This is a genomic window from Vibrio sp. HENC-03, assembly GCF_000305755.2.
Lineage (GTDB): Bacteria > Pseudomonadota > Gammaproteobacteria > Enterobacterales > Vibrionaceae > Vibrio > Vibrio owensii.
In genome coordinates this window covers 94026-110208 of record NZ_JH976121.1, presented here as the reverse complement: position 1 = coordinate 110208, position 16183 = coordinate 94026, and the positions used below count along the sequence as shown (strand labels likewise).

Here is a 16183-nt window from a genome sequence, read left to right as displayed (position 1 = left end):
GAAAAACCCAGCATTAATTTGCTGGGTTTTTTCTTTTTTCCGATTCTGGACTCGGTAGATCTCTGATTTATCGAATTAAAAAAGCGAGCTCATGGCTCGCTTTTTTTCTATCTATTGCTTTTCGACCTGACGCTTAACAGTATCCAGACTTACATACCCAATGCGTACTTCAATACTTGTGCTTTGATCGGTCCTGAATTTTCCGCCAACTTTAATGCCGCATTACGAGCGAACTTCAGTGGCCCTAAATCATTACTAAAGCCTTTGTAGAACACATCCATGCCCGTTTGCATTAGCAAGTTATCTGGTCGACGAGCGCGCTCATACTTGGCGAGTAATGAATCATTAAGTTGCTCTTGCTGATCCGTCACTGAAAGCAGGACATCAACATCCTTGAAGCCAAGATTCACGCCTTGCCCAGCAAGTGGGTTAATTGTATGAGCAGAATCGCCCACTAATACGCAATTCTTGTTTGAATAACTTTGAGCATGACGGCGAGTCAGTGGGAATGAACCAAACTGTAAAACGTCGATATCACCCAATTCAGCAGGGAAATGACGTAGGATCTCTTCTTTTAACTGAGGTTTGGTCATCGCGCACAATTGCTTAATGCGTTTTGGCGAGTCATACCACACCAGCGAGCCCTGCCCTACTTCTTTGCCATCTTCAGTTAATGAGCATAGTGGCAAGAACGAGCGTGGACCTGACGGAGTAAATTGCTGCCAAGTGATGTCTTGCTGAGGAAGTTCGGTTTTCACGTTGATCAGCATGCAATGTTGACGGTAATCCCATGCGGTTACACCAATACCCGCCAATTGACGAACTTTTGAGTTCGCGCCATCGGCACCAATCACCCAACTCGCTTCAAACTGCTCACCACTTTCTAGTGTTACACGGTTAACCTCGGCAAATTCAATGTCTTTTAGTCGTTCTGGGCACATCACCGTTAAGTTGTCGTATTGTGCGAAAGTTTGCCAAAGGCCTAGTTGGATTAGGCGGTTTTCAACAATGTATCCTAACTGCTCCAATGACAGTTCATCAGAATGAAAACGAGTACGGCACTCTGGGTGTTCCCACGTTTCCAAGCGGCGATAAGGACACACTCGCATGCTCTCAATTGCTGACCATGCACCTAATGAATCAAGTAGCTTCACTGACTGATGAGAAATCGCAGAGACGCGAATATCCAACGCTTGGGAAGCCTCAAACGCCTTTGGCTCTGAGCCTTCTACCACTACAACGCTTCTGCCTTGCTTGGCAAAGCCAACAGCCACCGATGCCCCGACCATGCCGCCACCGATTACGGCGATGTCATACTTGTTCATTTTTTGCTCTTCATCATGTTGATTAATTGGCGTTTTTTAATTGTACGTTCCGTGGCTATTTTTACAAAATTGTTTAACAAAAAACCTTGCTGTATATAGGGCAAAAAACTAGATTTCATCAGGGTTTGCAGAGAATTTGTCAGATCACTAGTCAGGTGCTTTTTAAAGCAGTACAATACGCCGCTTACCGCCGAGATGGCGGCTATAATTTGAGCAATAGCTCTCCGATTTAAGAACAACTGAACGAGCGAAAGTGAGATGAGTAAGAAACTGCTAATTAAAACCTGGGGCTGCCAGATGAACGAATACGATTCATCAAAAATGGCCGACCTGCTTAATGCTGCAAACGGCTATGAGCTGACCGAAGAGCCAGAGGAAGCAGACGTACTTCTACTTAACACCTGTTCGATCCGTGAAAAAGCGCAAGAGAAAGTTTTCCACCAGCTTGGCCGTTGGAAGACACTAAAAGATAAAAAGCCTGGCGTAGTTATCGGCGTAGGTGGTTGTGTAGCAACTCAAGAAGGTGACCACATCCGTCAGCGTGCTCCATACGTTGATGTTATTTTTGGTCCACAAACTCTTCACCGTCTTCCTGAGATGATCAAACAATCTCAATCGGATGAAGCACCAGTAATGGACATTTCATTCCCAGAAATCGAAAAGTTCGACCGTCTACCTGAGCCTCGTGCTGAAGGTGCAACGGCATTCGTTTCTATCATGGAAGGCTGTTCTAAGTACTGTACTTACTGTGTAGTACCGTACACTCGTGGTGAAGAAGTAAGCCGTCCAATGGATGACGTACTGTTCGAAATCGCTCAGCTAGCAGATCAAGGCGTACGTGAAGTAAACCTACTGGGTCAAAACGTAAACGCGTACCGTGGTCCTATGCACGACGGTGAAATCTGTTCATTTGCAGAACTGCTTCGTTTGGTTGCGTCTATCGATGGTATTGATCGTATCCGCTTTACAACAAGCCACCCGTTAGAGTTTACTGATGACATCATCGCAGTATACGAAGACACACCTGAGCTAGTAAGCTTCCTTCACCTACCAGTACAAAGTGGTAGTGACCGAGTGCTGACTATGATGAAACGTCCTCACACTGGGATTGAGTACAAGTCGATCATCCGTAAACTGCGTAAAGCACGTCCTGATATCCAAATCAGTTCAGACTTTATCGTTGGTTTCCCTGGTGAAACAGACAAAGATTTCCAAGACACAATGAAGCTAATCAAAGACGTAGACTTTGACATGAGCTTCAGCTTCATCTTCTCTCCACGTCCAGGTACGCCAGCGGCAGATTACCCTTGTGACCTATCAGAGCAAGTGAAGAAAGAGCGTCTATACGAGCTACAACAAACCGTAAACGCACAAGCAATGCGCTACTCTCGTCTAATGCTAGGCACTGAGCAACGCGTTCTGGTTGAAGGTCCTTCTAAGAAGAACCTAATGGAGCTTCGTGCTCGTACAGAAAACAACCGTGTAGTAAACTTTGAAGGTAGCGCAGACCTAATCGGTCAGTTCGTTGACGTGAAGATTACGGATGTATTTGCTAACTCACTGCGTGGTGAGCTAGTACGTACAGAAAAAGACATGGACCTTCGTAGCGTGATTTCACCAACGCAAATGATGGCGAAAACGCGTCGCGAAGATGAGCTAGGTGTAGCTACTTTTACGCCATAAGCTCGTACAAATAGCCATTGAGAGCCTGGTCGTTATCAGGCTCTCGTTAAATGGCATAAAATGAGAGGCAACATTGAGCAATAAAATCGTAACGCTAGAAATCAATCTAGAACCTTCAGACAACCGCCGACTAGCAAGCCTGTGCGGTCCATTCGATGACAACATCAAGCATTTAGAACGTCGTCTAGGCGTCGAAATTAACCACCGTAGCGACCTTTTCACCATTGTCGGTAAACCTCATACCGCAGCTGCTGCGCTGGATATCCTGAAAACCCTTTACGTAGACACCGCTCCTGTACGCGGCGAAACGCCTGATATCGAACCAGAGCAGATCCATCTGGCAATCAAAGAATCAGGTGTACTGGAGCAAAACACCGAGTCACATTTCGAACACGGTAAAGAAGTCTTCGTTAAAACGAAAAAAGGCGTGATCAAGCCTCGTACACCAAATCAGGGTCAATACCTGATGAACATGGTGACGCACGATATCACTTTCGGTATAGGCCCTGCTGGTACAGGTAAAACTTACCTCGCGGTTGCAGCAGCCGTCGACGCACTAGAGCGCCAAGAGATCCGCCGTATTTTACTTACTCGACCTGCAGTTGAAGCGGGCGAGAAACTGGGCTTCCTACCTGGTGATTTGAGCCAGAAAGTCGACCCATACCTACGCCCTCTCTACGATGCCCTATTTGAAATGCTGGGCTTTGAGCGCGTAGAAAAGCTGATTGAACGTAACGTGATTGAGGTAGCACCTCTTGCTTACATGCGTGGTCGTACTCTAAACGACGCCTTCATCATTCTTGATGAAAGCCAAAACACCACCGTTGAGCAGATGAAGATGTTCCTAACGCGTATCGGCTTCAACTCTCGCGCAGTTATCACTGGTGACGTCACACAGATTGACTTGCCTCGTGGTGCAAAATCGGGGCTTCGTCATGCAATTGAAGTACTGAGCGAAGTTGATGACATCAGCTTTAACTTCTTCCAAGCTGACGACGTAGTGCGCCACCCAGTGGTTGCTCGTATCGTTAACGCTTATGAGAAGTGGGAAGCGCAAGACCAGAAAGAACGTAAAGAGTTTGAAAAACGCCGTCGTGAAGAACGTGATGCCAAACTGCTAGAAGCAGCCAAAGCAGAACTGAGCGCACAAGTCGCGGCAACTAAGGAATAACCATGGCAATTGAACTTGATTTGCAACTGGCAGTCGAAAATGAAGAAGGCTTACCTTCTGAGCAAGATTTCCAATTGTGGCTAGATAAGACTATTCCTCTATTTCAGCCTCAAGCGGAACTGACGATTCGTATTGTCGACGAGCAAGAAAGTCACGGGCTAAACCACGAATACCGTGGTAAAGACAAGCCGACCAATGTGCTGTCTTTCCCATTCGAAGTGCCACCAGGTATGGAGATGGATCTACTGGGCGATTTGATTATCTGTCGCCAAGTTGTTGAAAAAGAGGCAGTAGAGCAGAACAAGCCTCTACTAGCACATTGGGCGCATATGGTTGTACATGGCAGCTTGCATCTGCTAGGTTATGACCATATCGAGGATGATGAAGCTGAAGAGATGGAATCCCTCGAGACAGAAATCATGCAAGGTATGGGTTACGAAGACCCGTATATTGCTGAAAAAGAGTAACTTTGGTTGCTCGACAGGGAAAGGCGAACCACCCAGATAACCATCTCGTGCTCGTCTTTCTATGTGAGCTATCACACATCTGATAGCGTTACTTAATTGAGAAACAATGAACGAAGATAATTCTCCCTCTTCTAATGAAGGCAAGAAAGAAAAGGCAGAAGGTCCGAGTAGAAAGTCCTTCTTTGAACGTCTAGGTCAACTATTTCAAGGCGAACCAAAAGACCGCCAAGAGCTTGTAGATGTAATCCGCGACTCTGAAATTAATGACCTGATTGACCACGACACCCGCGACATGCTTGAAGGTGTTATGGAAATCTCCGAAATGCGCGTGCGTGACATCATGATCCCGCGCTCGCAAATGGTTACCGTTGAGCGCACAGACGATCTTGATACTTTGATCGCGCTAATTACTGATGCTCAACACTCTCGCTACCCTGTGATCAGCGAAGATAAAGACCATGTGGAAGGCATTCTACTAGCGAAGGACTTACTCAAATACTTGGGCTCAGGCAGTAACCCATTTGATATCGAAGAAGTAATTCGACAAGCAGTGGTTGTACCGGAAAGTAAACGTGTCGACCGTCTGTTGAAAGAGTTCCGTGAAGAACGTTATCACATGGCGATTGTTGTCGATGAATTCGGTGGCGTTTCTGGTCTCGTGACTATCGAAGATATCCTTGAAGAAATCGTAGGGGATATTGAAGATGAGTTCGATGACGATGAAGAAACCGATATCCGTAAGCTAAGCAAACACACGTTTGCTGTCAGAGCTCTGACAACCATTGAAGAGTTTAATGAGACATTCGGTACCAACTTCAGCGATGAAGAAGTGGATACCGTTGGCGGCATGGTAATGACTGCTTTTGGTCACCTACCATCGCGTGGCGAAGTCGTAGAAATTGAGGCATACAGCTTCAAAGTAACGGCTGCCGACAACCGTCGTGTCATTCAACTACAAGTGACGATTCCAGACGAAGAAACGCTGGTTGAAGCCACTCAAGAGTAACGCGATACCCTAACAACGGGAATATCAGAAAAATATAATGATGAATGTACTCTTTCATCGCCTCAAGCGGCCCTTAGTGGCCGCTTTTGTTGGCGCCTCCACTACCCTAGCATTTGCCCCTTACCAGTTATGGCCAATCGCCATACTCAGCCCTGCTATCCTACTTATTCTTCTTGCAAACCAGTCACCTAAGCGTGCGCTGTGGATCGGTTATGCATGGGGTTTAGGACAATTCGCTACGGGTGTAAGTTGGGTTTACGTCAGCATTGCTGGCTTTGGCGGTATGCCGCTGATTGCAAACCTCTTCCTAATGGGCCTACTGATCGCTTACCTGTCGGTTTACACCGGCCTGTTTGCTTGGCTCAGCAATAAGTTCTTCCCTGAATTCACGATAAGCAAAGCCCTCCTAGCAGCTCCAGCGTTATGGCTCGTTACTGATTGGCTGCGTGGTTGGGTGATGACAGGATTCCCTTGGCTATGGCTTGGCTACAGCCAAATCGACTCGCCTTTCGCAAGCTTCGCCCCTATCGGTGGTGTAGAGCTTCTAACGCTATTCATTATGATCAGTGCCGGTTCGCTCGCTTACGCTTGGGTTCACAAACAGTGGTTAATGATCATCATCCCTGCGGTGCTATTAAGTGCAGGCTTTGGCATTCGCCAATATGACTGGGTAACACCTCGTATTGAAGACACTACCAAAGTGGCGCTGATCCAAGGTAACGTTGACCAAAATCTAAAATGGTTACCGAGCCAACGTTGGCCAACCATCATGAAGTACGCAGATCTAACTCGTGAAAACTGGGATGCAGACATCATTGTCTGGCCAGAGGCTGCCATTCCTGCGTTTGAAATCGAAGTACCATCTTTCCTAAGAAACATCGATGCCGCCGCGAAGATGAACAACAGCGCCATCATAACCGGTGTCGTGAACCAAGGTGAAGACGGCCAGTTTTACAACAGCATTCTATCGCTGGGTGTGAATCCATACGGCGATTACAGCTTTGATATGGATAAGCGCTACCACAAACACCACCTATTACCATTTGGTGAGTTTGTGCCGTTTGAAGATGTACTGCGTCCACTAGCACCATTCTTCAACTTACCGATGTCATCGTTCAGCCGTGGTGACTTTGTTCAGCCAAACATCGTGGCGAACGGTAAGCATATGGACCCAGCACTGTGCTACGAGATCATCTTCAGCGAACAAGTACGCCAAAACGTCACTGACGACACTGATTTCATCCTAACGCTGTCTAACGACGCGTGGTTTGGTCATTCGATTGGTCCATTGCAACACATGGAAATCGCGCGTATGCGTGCTCTTGAGCTTGGTAAGCCACTTATTCGCTCTACCAACAATGGCGTAACCGCAGTGACAGACCACAAAGGCAAGGTAATTGAACAGATCCCTCAGTTTGAAACCGCTGTGCTTCGTGCAGAACTTGTTCCAACTGATGGACAAACACCATACCGTGTTGTCGGCACTTGGCCGCTGTACATTTGGTCGGCGCTGAGTTTGCTGCTTGCTTGGTGGTTACCAAGAAAGAAAAAGTCATAAACGCAAAAAAGAGGCTCTAGAGCCTCTTTTTTATTCTATGTTCTTTCGACTACAAACGTTATGGCTTGAGTGACTGACGACTAAATCCTGTGTGATTGCACTTGATACATGGAATGATCACGGTCGGATGATTATACGTCGTCTTATGACCACACTCGTCACAGACTAAAGTACCAAGGCCAATCACCTCACCCGCTTCATAAAGCCCTTGATGCTCCAAATCATCAAATAGCTCGACCCATTCCACTTTGGTTCGATCGGTAATATCGAGCAGACCTTGCCAAATTGAATCAGCAATCGTGAGATAGAAAGGCCCACTCTTACCTTCTTCATAGTTGTCGGAAAACTCTTTTAAATCGGCTTTTACATAGGCGGATATCAGTGAGAGTTCGTCTTTGGTCATGTCGTTGGCAGCATCCACCACTTTGCCCGACGTTTCGAATACTTTGTTAACTTCATCCGGACTGTGCTTCAAGGTTTCAATCACATCCTCGAGCATTTCCTCATAACCTGCTTTACGTTTAGGCATAACTGACCTCCATCTTTCCACTACCAAGCGTCACTTCAAGGCGCATGGGTATAGATTGGCTATTGTTGTGATCCCTAGCTTTAGGTATTCTATGACGATCTATTTAAGTCTGTTCTAACCGAACTCACAAATTCCAAGATAACCGGATACCATCGATGCAAGAACAATACAATCCACAAGACCTTGAACAGAAAGTTCAAAAGCACTGGGATGACAACAAGACCTTTGTTGTAAGTGAAGACCCAAACAAAGAAAAATTCTACTGTCTATCCATGTTCCCATACCCAAGTGGCCGACTGCACATGGGTCACGTGCGCAACTACACCATCGGTGACGTAGTATCTCGTTTCCAACGCCTACAAGGCAAAAACGTAATGCAACCAATCGGTTGGGATGCGTTTGGTCTACCTGCAGAAAACGCAGCGGTTAAAAACAACACCGCGCCTGCACCTTGGACTTACGAAAACATCGAATACATGAAGAACCAACTTAAGCTTCTTGGCTTTGGTTACGATTGGAACCGTGAATTCGCAACATGTACACCTGAGTACTACCGTTGGGAACAAGAGTTCTTCACTAAGCTTTACGAGAAAGGTCTGGTTTACAAAAAGACTTCTTCTGTTAACTGGTGTCCAAACGACCAAACTGTTCTTGCAAACGAGCAGGTTGAAGACGGCTGCTGCTGGCGTTGTGACACTCCAGTAGAGCAAAAAGAAATTCCTCAGTGGTTCATCAAGATCACAGAATACGCTCAAGAGCTGCTAGACGATCTAGACAAACTTGAAGGTTGGCCAGAAATGGTTAAAACCATGCAGCGCAACTGGATTGGTCGTTCTGAAGGTGTCGAGCTTAAGTTTGAAGTTAAAGGTCAACAAGACCTAGAAGTTTACACAACACGTCCAGACACACTAATGGGTGTGACTTACGTTGGTATCGCAGCGGGCCACCCTCTAGCGGCTATCGCAGCAGAGAACAACCCAGAACTAGCAGCGTTCATCGAAGAGTGTAAGAACACTAAAGTAGCAGAAGCTGAATTGGCGACAATGGAGAAGAAAGGTATGGCAACAGGCCTTACTGCTATTCACCCATTGAACGGCCGTGAAGTTCCTGTTTACGTAGCAAACTTCGTATTGATGGACTACGGTACAGGCGCTGTAATGGCAGTACCTGCACACGACCAACGTGACTTCGAATTCGCAACTAAGTACGATCTAGATATCGTGCCTGTTATCAAGCCAGTTGATGGCAGCGAGCTAGACGTTTCTGAAGCGGCATACACAGAGAAAGGTGTACTGTTCGATTCAGGTGAATTTGACGGTCTAGAATTCCAAGCAGCATTCGATGCAATCGCAGCGAAACTAGAAGCAGAAGGCAAAGGCACGAAGACTGTTAACTTCCGTCTACGTGACTGGGGTGTATCTCGTCAACGTTACTGGGGTGCGCCAATCCCAATGGTAACCACTGAAGACGGTGAAGTTCACCCAGTACCAGCTGACCAACTACCTGTTATTCTTCCTGAAGACGTGGTAATGGACGGCGTAACAAGCCCAATCAAAGCAGACAAAGAATGGGCGAAGACAACCTTCAACGGCGAACCTGCTCTACGTGAGACAGATACGTTCGATACGTTCATGGAGTCTTCTTGGTACTACGCACGTTACTGTTCACCACAAGCTGACGACATCCTAGATCCAGAAAAAGCAAACTACTGGCTACCAGTAGACCAGTACATCGGTGGTATCGAGCACGCTTGTATGCACCTATTGTACTCTCGCTTCTTCCACAAACTGCTACGTGATGCAGGCTACGTGACTTCTGACGAACCGTTCAAGCAACTACTGTGTCAAGGCATGGTACTAGCAGATGCGTTCTACTTTGAGAACGAGAAAGGCGGTAAAGAGTGGGTTGCTCCAACTGACGTTAAAGTTGAGCGTGACGGTAAAGGTCGCATCACTTCTGCTACGGACAATGAAGGTCGCAACGTTGAACACTCAGGCATGATCAAGATGTCTAAGTCGAAGAACAACGGCATCGACCCACAAGAGATGGTAGACAAGTACGGTGCTGACACAGTACGTCTATTTATGATGTTTGCTTCACCAGCAGACATGACACTTGAGTGGCAAGAATCTGGCGTAGAAGGTGCTAACCGCTTCCTGAAACGTGTTTGGAAACTGGTTCGCACTCACGCTTCAAAAGGCGCTGCTGAGTCTGTTGATACAGCTGCACTTTCTGGTGACCAAAAAGCGCTACGTCGCGACGTTCATAAGACTATCGCAAAAGTGACTGACGATATCGCTCGTCGTCAAACATTCAACACTGCGATTGCCGCTATCATGGAACTGATGAACAAGCTTGCGAAAGCGCCTCAAGAGTCAGCACAAGATCGTGCGATCCTTGATGAAGCACTTAAAGCCGTAGTTGCAATGCTTTACCCAATCACTCCGCACATCTCATACGAGCTATGGACTGCGCTAGGTGAATCAGACATCGATAACGCAGTTTGGCCAACGTTTGACGAGAAAGCACTGGTTGAAGACGAGAAGACTATCGTTGTAATGATCAACGGTAAGCTACGTGCGAAACTAATTGTTGCTGCTGACGCTTCAGAAGAGCAAGTTCGTGAGCTTGGTCTAAACGATGAGAACGCGAAGAAGTTCCTAGATGGCCTAACTATCCGTAAAGTCATTTACGTACCAGGTAAACTATTGAACATCGTTGCAAACTAGCCTCTCGCTATTAACGAAACGCAGCTTGCAAAAACTCAACGCCGAGCGAACTTATTCGTTCAGCATGAGTCTTTTTAACAGGGTGAGTCATCACCCTGTTTATTTACCTCAAACCATTCACGTCGAGTGGTTTAAGGTAAATAACCCCTTCAATTTAGGATGAATACAATCAATGCGCTTTTTCTCTTTGATTAAACTACCAGTGGTATTGGTATTAGCGGGGCTTCTTTCTGCCTGTGGTTTTCACCTTCGTGGTGAGTACTCCGTTCCGGAAGAACTGCACACAATGTCTTTCACGAGCTACGACGAATACAGCCCTCTTACGCGCTACATCCGCGATCAACTTGAATTGAATAAAGTCGACTTGGTTCAACCATCTTCGAACACACCAAACCTGCATCTCATTGAAGCAACCATCGACGAGCGCACGCTATCTCTGTACCAAAACAGCCGTGCTGCAGAAAAAGAACTGACTTACGTAGTGAAATACCGCGTGACCATTCCAGGCTTCGGCGCAAAAGACTTTACGACAACGGTAAACCGTAACTACCTAGACAACCCACTAACTGCACTAGCAAAATCGGTAGAACGTGACGTTATCGAAGACGAAATGCGTCAACAAGCGGCTAGCCAAATGATGCGCCAGCTAGGTCGTGTTCGAGCGGAATACGAACAAGGCCACGTTTCTCCTGAAGTGACAAACGCTAACTCTACGAACACAAACTCTTAATCAGAATGCGAATTTTTGCCGACAAGCTGGCTGACCATCTAGCGAAACACATTAAGCAGGTTTACCTGATCTTTGGTAATGAACCTCTGTTGATTCAAGAAAGCCGTCAAACGATCCAAAACATGGCTCGTCAACAAGGCTTTGAAGAAAGACACCGTTTTGCTGTCGATGCCAGCTTAGATTGGAATCAAGTGTACGACTGCTTCCAAGCGCTAAGTCTATTCTCTAGCCGTCAACTCATTGAGCTGGAGCTGCCAGAGGCAGGAGCTAACGCAGCGATCAGTAAAGAGCTGGTCAACCTATGTGAAATGCTGCACGACGACATCATGCTTGTGGTTGTAGGTAGCAAGCTGACCAAAGCGCAAGAGAACGCAAAGTGGTTTAAAGCTCTGAGCGGCAAAGGCGATTGGGTAAGCTGTTTAACGCCGGATTTACAGCGTCTACCAATGTTTGTTCAAGCACGTTGCCGAGCTTTAGGGCTAAAAGCTGATCAACAATCGCTGCAAATGTTGGCACAGTGGCACGAAGGTAATTTGTTCGCGCTATCGCAAAGTTTAGAGAAACTTGCTCTACTCTATCCTGATGGTGAACTGACCGTTGTACGCTTAGAAGAGGCTCTAAGCCGCCATAACCACTTTACAACGTTCCACTGGATTGATGCTCTGCTTGCTGGCAAAGGCAACCGTGCCCAACGCATTCTGCGCCAACTGGAAGCAGAAGGCGTAGAAACCGTTATTCTGATCCGTAGTGTCCAAAAAGAGTTCAACCAACTACTGAATATGCACCGCGACTTGACCCAAATGGGCATGAGTCAGGTGTTTGAAAAGCATCGAGTGTGGCAAAACAAACGCCCACTCTACAATGCTGCGCTGACTCGTCTGTCAGCCTCACGAATTTGTGCACTTTTGTCTCTTTTGGCGCACGCCGAGATAAAAGCTAAAACCCAATATGATGAATCTGTGTGGCCAACGATCCACCAGTTGAGCTTAGAAACCTGCTCTCCTGATATTAAGCTGGCAATTTAAAATTCAAAGCGTGATATAGTGCGCGACCAGTTTTGATAACTATCACTCAAAACGCCCACAGACAGAAAAGAAAATACCGAGGAAAACCGAGTGCTTCGCGAAGAACTTAAAGACTTTTTAGCCGATAAAGCCGACGACATGAAAGCGGAAGAGATTGTTATTCTAGATGTAGAAGGCAAATCAAGCGTGACAGATTACATGATCATTTGTACTGGTACGTCTAAGCGTCACGTTTCATCTATCGCTGATCACGTCGCATCTGAAGTGAAGAAAGCAGGTCTAGAGCCGCTAGGTATGGAAGGCGAAAATGAAGGTGAATGGGTTGTCCTAGATATGGGTGACGCAATGCTTCACGTGATGCAAGAAGAGCACCGCGAGCTATACCAACTAGAAAAACTCTGGGGTTAATCGTTTGAAAATTCAACTAATTGCCGTCGGCACAAAAATGCCAAAATGGGTCGAAGAAGGTTTTCAAGAATACCGTCGTCGTTTCCCACATGATATGCCACTCGAGTTGGTTGAAATCCCTGCGGGCAAACGCGGCAAAAATGCAGACATCGCGCGTATCTTGCAAAAAGAAGGCGAAGCGATGTTGGCAGCCGTGCCGAAAGGTGCACGTATCGTCACCCTAGATATCCCGGGCAAAAAGTGGGACACCCCACAACTGGCAGAGCAATTGGAAGCGTGGAAACTCGATGGACGTGACGTATCGATTCTGATCGGTGGCCCTGAAGGTTTAGCTCCAGCATGTAAAGCCGCAGCAGACCAAAGTTGGTCACTGTCAGCCCTGACGCTACCGCACCCACTTGTGCGTATCGTGATGGCGGAAAGTTTATACCGAGCGTGGAGCATTACTGCTAACCACCCTTACCACCGCGAATAATCGCTACTAAGCTGTAGAGACAAGCGTTAATGATTCGTAAACGCCGCAGTCAAATTCGAGATTACCAAGCAGAAGCGCGCCTATTTTCTAGTCGCGCTATTTTTGCTTTTCTGGGTATCGTCATTTTGATGGGCTTGCTGGTCGCCAACATGTACAACATTCAGGTGAACCAGTTCCAAGACTACCAAACCCGTTCTAACGACAACCGCATCAAAGTGGTGCCAATTGCACCTAACCGTGGTCTTATCTATGACCGCAACGGTATTTTGCTCGCTGAAAACCGCCCTGTCTTCAACCTGGAACTGACTCCAGAAAAAATCAAAGACATTGACGGTACGATCAAAGAGCTACAAACCATCCTTGAGATCACGCCAGAACAGGTCGAGCGTTTCCATCGTGAACGCAAACGTACTCGCCGCTTCAAGTCAGTACCATTACTGACTCAATTAGATGAAAGCCAAGTGGCTGTCTTCTCGGTAAATCAATACCGATTCCCAGGTGTGGAAATCAGCGCAACACTGAAACGTTATTACCCATTCAGTGAAGTTCTCACTCACGTTATCGGCTATGTATCGCGCATTAACGACCGCGATATGCAGCGTCTGATCCGTGAAGAGAAAGATGCCAACTACCAAGCGACTCGTGACATTGGTAAGTTAGGTATTGAAAAGTACTACGAGGATTTATTGCACGGGACTGCGGGCTATCAAGAAGTTGAAGTCAACAGTCGTGGCCGCGTGATCCGCACCTTAAAGTACGTACCACCGATTCCGGGTAAAGACATCGTATTGAACCTTGATATCAACCTACAGCTCTACGTACACCAACTGCTTGATGGTCGACGTGGCAGTGCTGTCGTACTTGATCCAAGAGACAACGGCGTACTTGCGATGGTGTCGAGCCCAAGTTACGACCCGAACGCGTTCGTTCACGGTATTTCCGGCAAAGCATACCGCGCCCTACTGAACGATAAGAATCGTCCGTTGGTAAACCGAACGACGCTAGGTATCTATCCACCAGCTTCAACCATCAAGCCATTTATGGCAGTGGCGGCGCTGGAAGAAGGGGTTATCACGCCAAAAACAACGCGTAATGACCCGGGTTACTGGCGCATTCCAAATTCAGACACTCGTCCATTCCGTGATTGGCTACGTTGGGGCCATGGCCGCGTTGATATCATTAAATCGATTGAAGAATCCGTAGATACCTTCTTCTATCAAGTTGCTTATGATATGGGCATCGACCGCATCTCGAATTGGATGATGATGTTTGGTTTTGGTGACTACACGGGCATCGATATTTACGAAGAAAGTAAGGCCAACATGCCGACTCGTGAATGGAAGATGGCTCGTCATAAAACGCCTTGGTACAAGGGTGACACGATTCCGGTTGGTATCGGTCAGGGTTACTGGACAGCAACGCCTATGCAGATTGCCAAAGCAACCTCAGTACTGGTCAACGAAGGGGCTGTGACCGCTCCTCACTTATTGAAAGCCACCATCGATAACGGCGGTGATTTCGAAGAGCAAGAAAATTCAGAATACGTCACCTACCCACCTATTCAAAATGTGCCAGACAAGTACTGGAATATGGCGAAAGAAGGCATGCGTTTAGTAAACCATGGTACGAAAGGCACCGCTCGTCGCTCTTTCTACAACATGGATTATCAAACCGCAGGTAAGTCTGGTACGGCTCAGGTATTTGGCCTTGGCGAAGACGAAGAGTACAACGCCGATGAAGTCGCAGAACACTTACGCGACCACGCCTTGTTTACTGGCTTTGCCCCATTTGAAGACCCTGAAGTTGTGGTATCAGTCGTACTAGAAAACGCCGGTGGTGGTTCGAGTAACGGTGCGCCAGTCGCGAGAAAGATCTTCGACCGAGTCATTATCGGCCCTGAAAAAATAGAACCTGATGAAGAGCAAAACAACGCGAAAGAAGAGGTAACGCAGTAATGAAAATGGATCCCTCTACAGGTAAAAACCGCGCCCTGTTTGAACGCTTCCATATCGACTTGCCGTTATTGCTCGGCATCTTTGCATTGATGGGCTTCGGCCTAGTTATTATGTACAGCGCAAGTGGTCAAAGCTTGGCGATGATGGATCGTCAAGCGATGCGTATGGTGCTGTCTTTGGTAGTGATGATCGTTCTGGCGCAAATATCGCCCAGAACCTATGAAAGCCTTGCCCCATTGATGTTTATTGGTGGTGTGGTGCTGCTGTTTGGTGTGCTGTTCTTTGGTGAAGCCTCCAAAGGTGCTCAGCGCTGGCTAAACCTTGGCTTCGTTCGATTCCAACCTTCCGAACTTCTCAAACTCGCGGTGCCGTTAATGGTCGCGCGTTACATCGGCCGCCAACCACTTCCGCCGACATTCAAAACACTCATCGTCGCGCTAATTATGGTCTGCTTACCGACCATTCTTATCGCAAAACAGCCTGATTTAGGAACGTCGATTCTGATTGCCGCTTCCGGTATTTTCGTTATCTTCTTGGCAGGTATCAGTTGGAAGATCATTGCGGGCGCTGCAATCGCACTCGGTGGTTTTATTCCTATTCTGTGGTTCTTCTTGATGCGCGAATACCAAAAAGTTCGCGTACGTACTCTGTTTAACCCAGAATCAGATCCGCTTGGTGCGGGTTACCACATTATCCAAAGTAAAATCGCGATTGGCTCTGGTGGTATTTCAGGCAAAGGTTGGCTGCAAGGTACTCAATCACAACTGGAATTCCTTCCAGAGCGACACACTGACTTTATCTTTGCAGTAATTGCAGAAGAATGGGGTATGATTGGATTTCTTTGCCTACTAACCATCTATCTATTTATTATTGGCCGAGGTCTCTACCTCGCGAGCCAAGCGCAAACTGCGTTTGGTCGAATGATGGCAGGCAGTATTGTACTCAGCTTCTTTGTGTATATTTTTGTAAATATCGGCATGGTGAGTGGCATCCTACCTGTAGTAGGCGTACCTTTACCGTTGATCAGCTATGGTGGTACCTCAATGGTGACGCTGATGGCTGGTTTTGGCATTCTAATGTCGATCCATACGCATCGAAAAGCATTCTCTAAGGCAACCTAGA

General features: G+C 47.0%; 14 protein-coding genes. 12 read left to right on the top strand and 2 right to left on the bottom strand.

Going from position 1 to position 16183, the window contains the following annotated elements; genetic code table 11:
- Positions 1-149: 149 nt before the first annotated feature.
- Complete coding sequence (locus tag VCHENC03_RS15320) at positions 150-1325, bottom strand: 2-octaprenyl-3-methyl-6-methoxy-1,4-benzoquinol hydroxylase (protein WP_009705655.1); 1176 nt, start codon at positions 1323-1325, stop codon at positions 150-152.
- 258 nt (positions 1326-1583) lie between these two features.
- Here VCHENC03_RS15320 and miaB point away from each other — a divergent pair, with 258 nt between their 5' ends.
- The 5 genes from miaB (at position 1584) to lnt (ending at position 7210) form a co-directional block, all read left to right on the top strand.
- Positions 1584-3008 (top strand): tRNA (N6-isopentenyl adenosine(37)-C2)-methylthiotransferase MiaB, encoded by a 1425-nt coding sequence (gene miaB, locus VCHENC03_RS15325; RefSeq protein ID WP_005438595.1) that lies wholly within the window; start codon positions 1584-1586, stop codon positions 3006-3008.
- Between the two features lie 73 nt (positions 3009-3081).
- Complete coding sequence (locus tag VCHENC03_RS15330) at positions 3082-4179, top strand: PhoH family protein (protein ID WP_005447495.1); 1098 nt, start codon at positions 3082-3084, stop codon at positions 4177-4179.
- A 2-nt stretch (positions 4180-4181) separates the two neighbouring features.
- Positions 4182-4646 (top strand): rRNA maturation RNase YbeY, encoded by a 465-nt coding sequence (gene ybeY, locus VCHENC03_RS15335; protein ID WP_009705654.1) that lies wholly within the window; start codon positions 4182-4184, stop codon positions 4644-4646.
- 106 nt (positions 4647-4752) lie between these two features.
- Positions 4753-5652, top strand: coding sequence for a CNNM family magnesium/cobalt transport protein CorC (corC, locus tag VCHENC03_RS15340; protein WP_009705653.1), 900 nt, complete (start codon positions 4753-4755; stop codon positions 5650-5652).
- Positions 5653-5689: 37 nt separating this feature from the next.
- Positions 5690-7210: an apolipoprotein N-acyltransferase gene (gene lnt, locus VCHENC03_RS15345; protein ID WP_032802611.1), complete on the top strand. Its 1521-nt coding sequence runs from the start codon at positions 5690-5692 to the stop codon at positions 7208-7210.
- 58 nt (positions 7211-7268) lie between these two features.
- Here the strand turns inward: lnt and VCHENC03_RS15350 are convergent, their stop codons facing one another.
- On the bottom strand, positions 7269-7739 hold the full coding sequence (locus VCHENC03_RS15350) for a zinc ribbon-containing protein (RefSeq protein ID WP_005438586.1): 471 nt from the start codon (positions 7737-7739) through the stop codon (positions 7269-7271).
- A gap of 155 nt (positions 7740-7894) precedes the next feature.
- On the opposite strand from VCHENC03_RS15350, the gene leuS reads away from it, so the two are divergent.
- From leuS to rodA, 7 genes are all read left to right on the top strand, one after another.
- The gene (leuS, locus tag VCHENC03_RS15355; protein WP_009705651.1) at positions 7895-10468 is read left to right on the top strand and encodes a leucine--tRNA ligase; all 2574 of its coding nucleotides are present in this window, start codon (positions 7895-7897) and stop codon (positions 10466-10468) included.
- A 172-nt stretch (positions 10469-10640) separates the two neighbouring features.
- Positions 10641-11198 carry an LPS-assembly lipoprotein LptE gene (locus tag VCHENC03_RS15360; RefSeq protein ID WP_009705650.1) on the top strand — a complete coding sequence of 186 codons (558 nt, stop codon included), beginning with the start codon at positions 10641-10643 and terminating at the stop codon, positions 11196-11198.
- Between the two features lie 5 nt (positions 11199-11203).
- Positions 11204-12223 carry a DNA polymerase III subunit delta gene (gene holA, locus VCHENC03_RS15365; protein ID WP_009705649.1) on the top strand — a complete coding sequence of 340 codons (1020 nt, stop codon included), beginning with the start codon at positions 11204-11206 and terminating at the stop codon, positions 12221-12223.
- 90 nt (positions 12224-12313) lie between these two features.
- Positions 12314-12631, top strand: a complete 318-nt coding sequence (gene rsfS, locus VCHENC03_RS15370) for a ribosome silencing factor (RefSeq protein WP_005425840.1) — start codon at positions 12314-12316, stop codon at positions 12629-12631.
- A gap of 4 nt (positions 12632-12635) precedes the next feature.
- Entirely contained in the window at positions 12636-13106 is a 471-nt protein-coding gene (rlmH, locus tag VCHENC03_RS15375; protein ID WP_005447517.1) for a 23S rRNA (pseudouridine(1915)-N(3))-methyltransferase RlmH, read from the top strand.
- 29 nt (positions 13107-13135) lie between these two features.
- On the top strand, positions 13136-15061 hold the full coding sequence (mrdA, locus tag VCHENC03_RS15380) for a penicillin-binding protein 2 (RefSeq protein ID WP_009705648.1): 1926 nt from the start codon (positions 13136-13138) through the stop codon (positions 15059-15061).
- Positions 15061-16182, top strand: a complete 1122-nt coding sequence (gene rodA, locus VCHENC03_RS15385) for a rod shape-determining protein RodA (protein WP_009705647.1) — start codon at positions 15061-15063, stop codon at positions 16180-16182. The genes mrdA and rodA overlap by 1 nt, the downstream gene beginning before the upstream one ends.
- Position 16183 lies beyond the last annotated feature (1 nt).

Coding starts and splice junctions, on each gene's coding strand:
- VCHENC03_RS15320 (WP_009705655.1), bottom strand. CDS start 1,325: ATGAACAAGTATGACATCGCCGTAATCGGTGGCGGCATGGTCGGGGCA.
- miaB (WP_005438595.1), top strand. CDS start 1,584: ATGAGTAAGAAACTGCTAATTAAAACCTGGGGCTGCCAGATGAACGAA.
- ybeY (WP_009705654.1), top strand. CDS start 4,182: ATGGCAATTGAACTTGATTTGCAACTGGCAGTCGAAAATGAAGAAGGC.
- corC (WP_009705653.1), top strand. CDS start 4,753: ATGAACGAAGATAATTCTCCCTCTTCTAATGAAGGCAAGAAAGAAAAG.
- lnt (WP_032802611.1), top strand. CDS start 5,690: ATGATGAATGTACTCTTTCATCGCCTCAAGCGGCCCTTAGTGGCCGCT.
- VCHENC03_RS15350 (WP_005438586.1), bottom strand. CDS start 7,739: ATGCCTAAACGTAAAGCAGGTTATGAGGAAATGCTCGAGGATGTGATT.
- leuS (WP_009705651.1), top strand. CDS start 7,895: ATGCAAGAACAATACAATCCACAAGACCTTGAACAGAAAGTTCAAAAG.
- VCHENC03_RS15360 (WP_009705650.1), top strand. CDS start 10,641: ATGCGCTTTTTCTCTTTGATTAAACTACCAGTGGTATTGGTATTAGCG.
- holA (WP_009705649.1), top strand. CDS start 11,204: ATGCGAATTTTTGCCGACAAGCTGGCTGACCATCTAGCGAAACACATT.
- mrdA (WP_009705648.1), top strand. CDS start 13,136: ATGATTCGTAAACGCCGCAGTCAAATTCGAGATTACCAAGCAGAAGCG.
- rodA (WP_009705647.1), top strand. CDS start 15,061: ATGAAAATGGATCCCTCTACAGGTAAAAACCGCGCCCTGTTTGAACGC.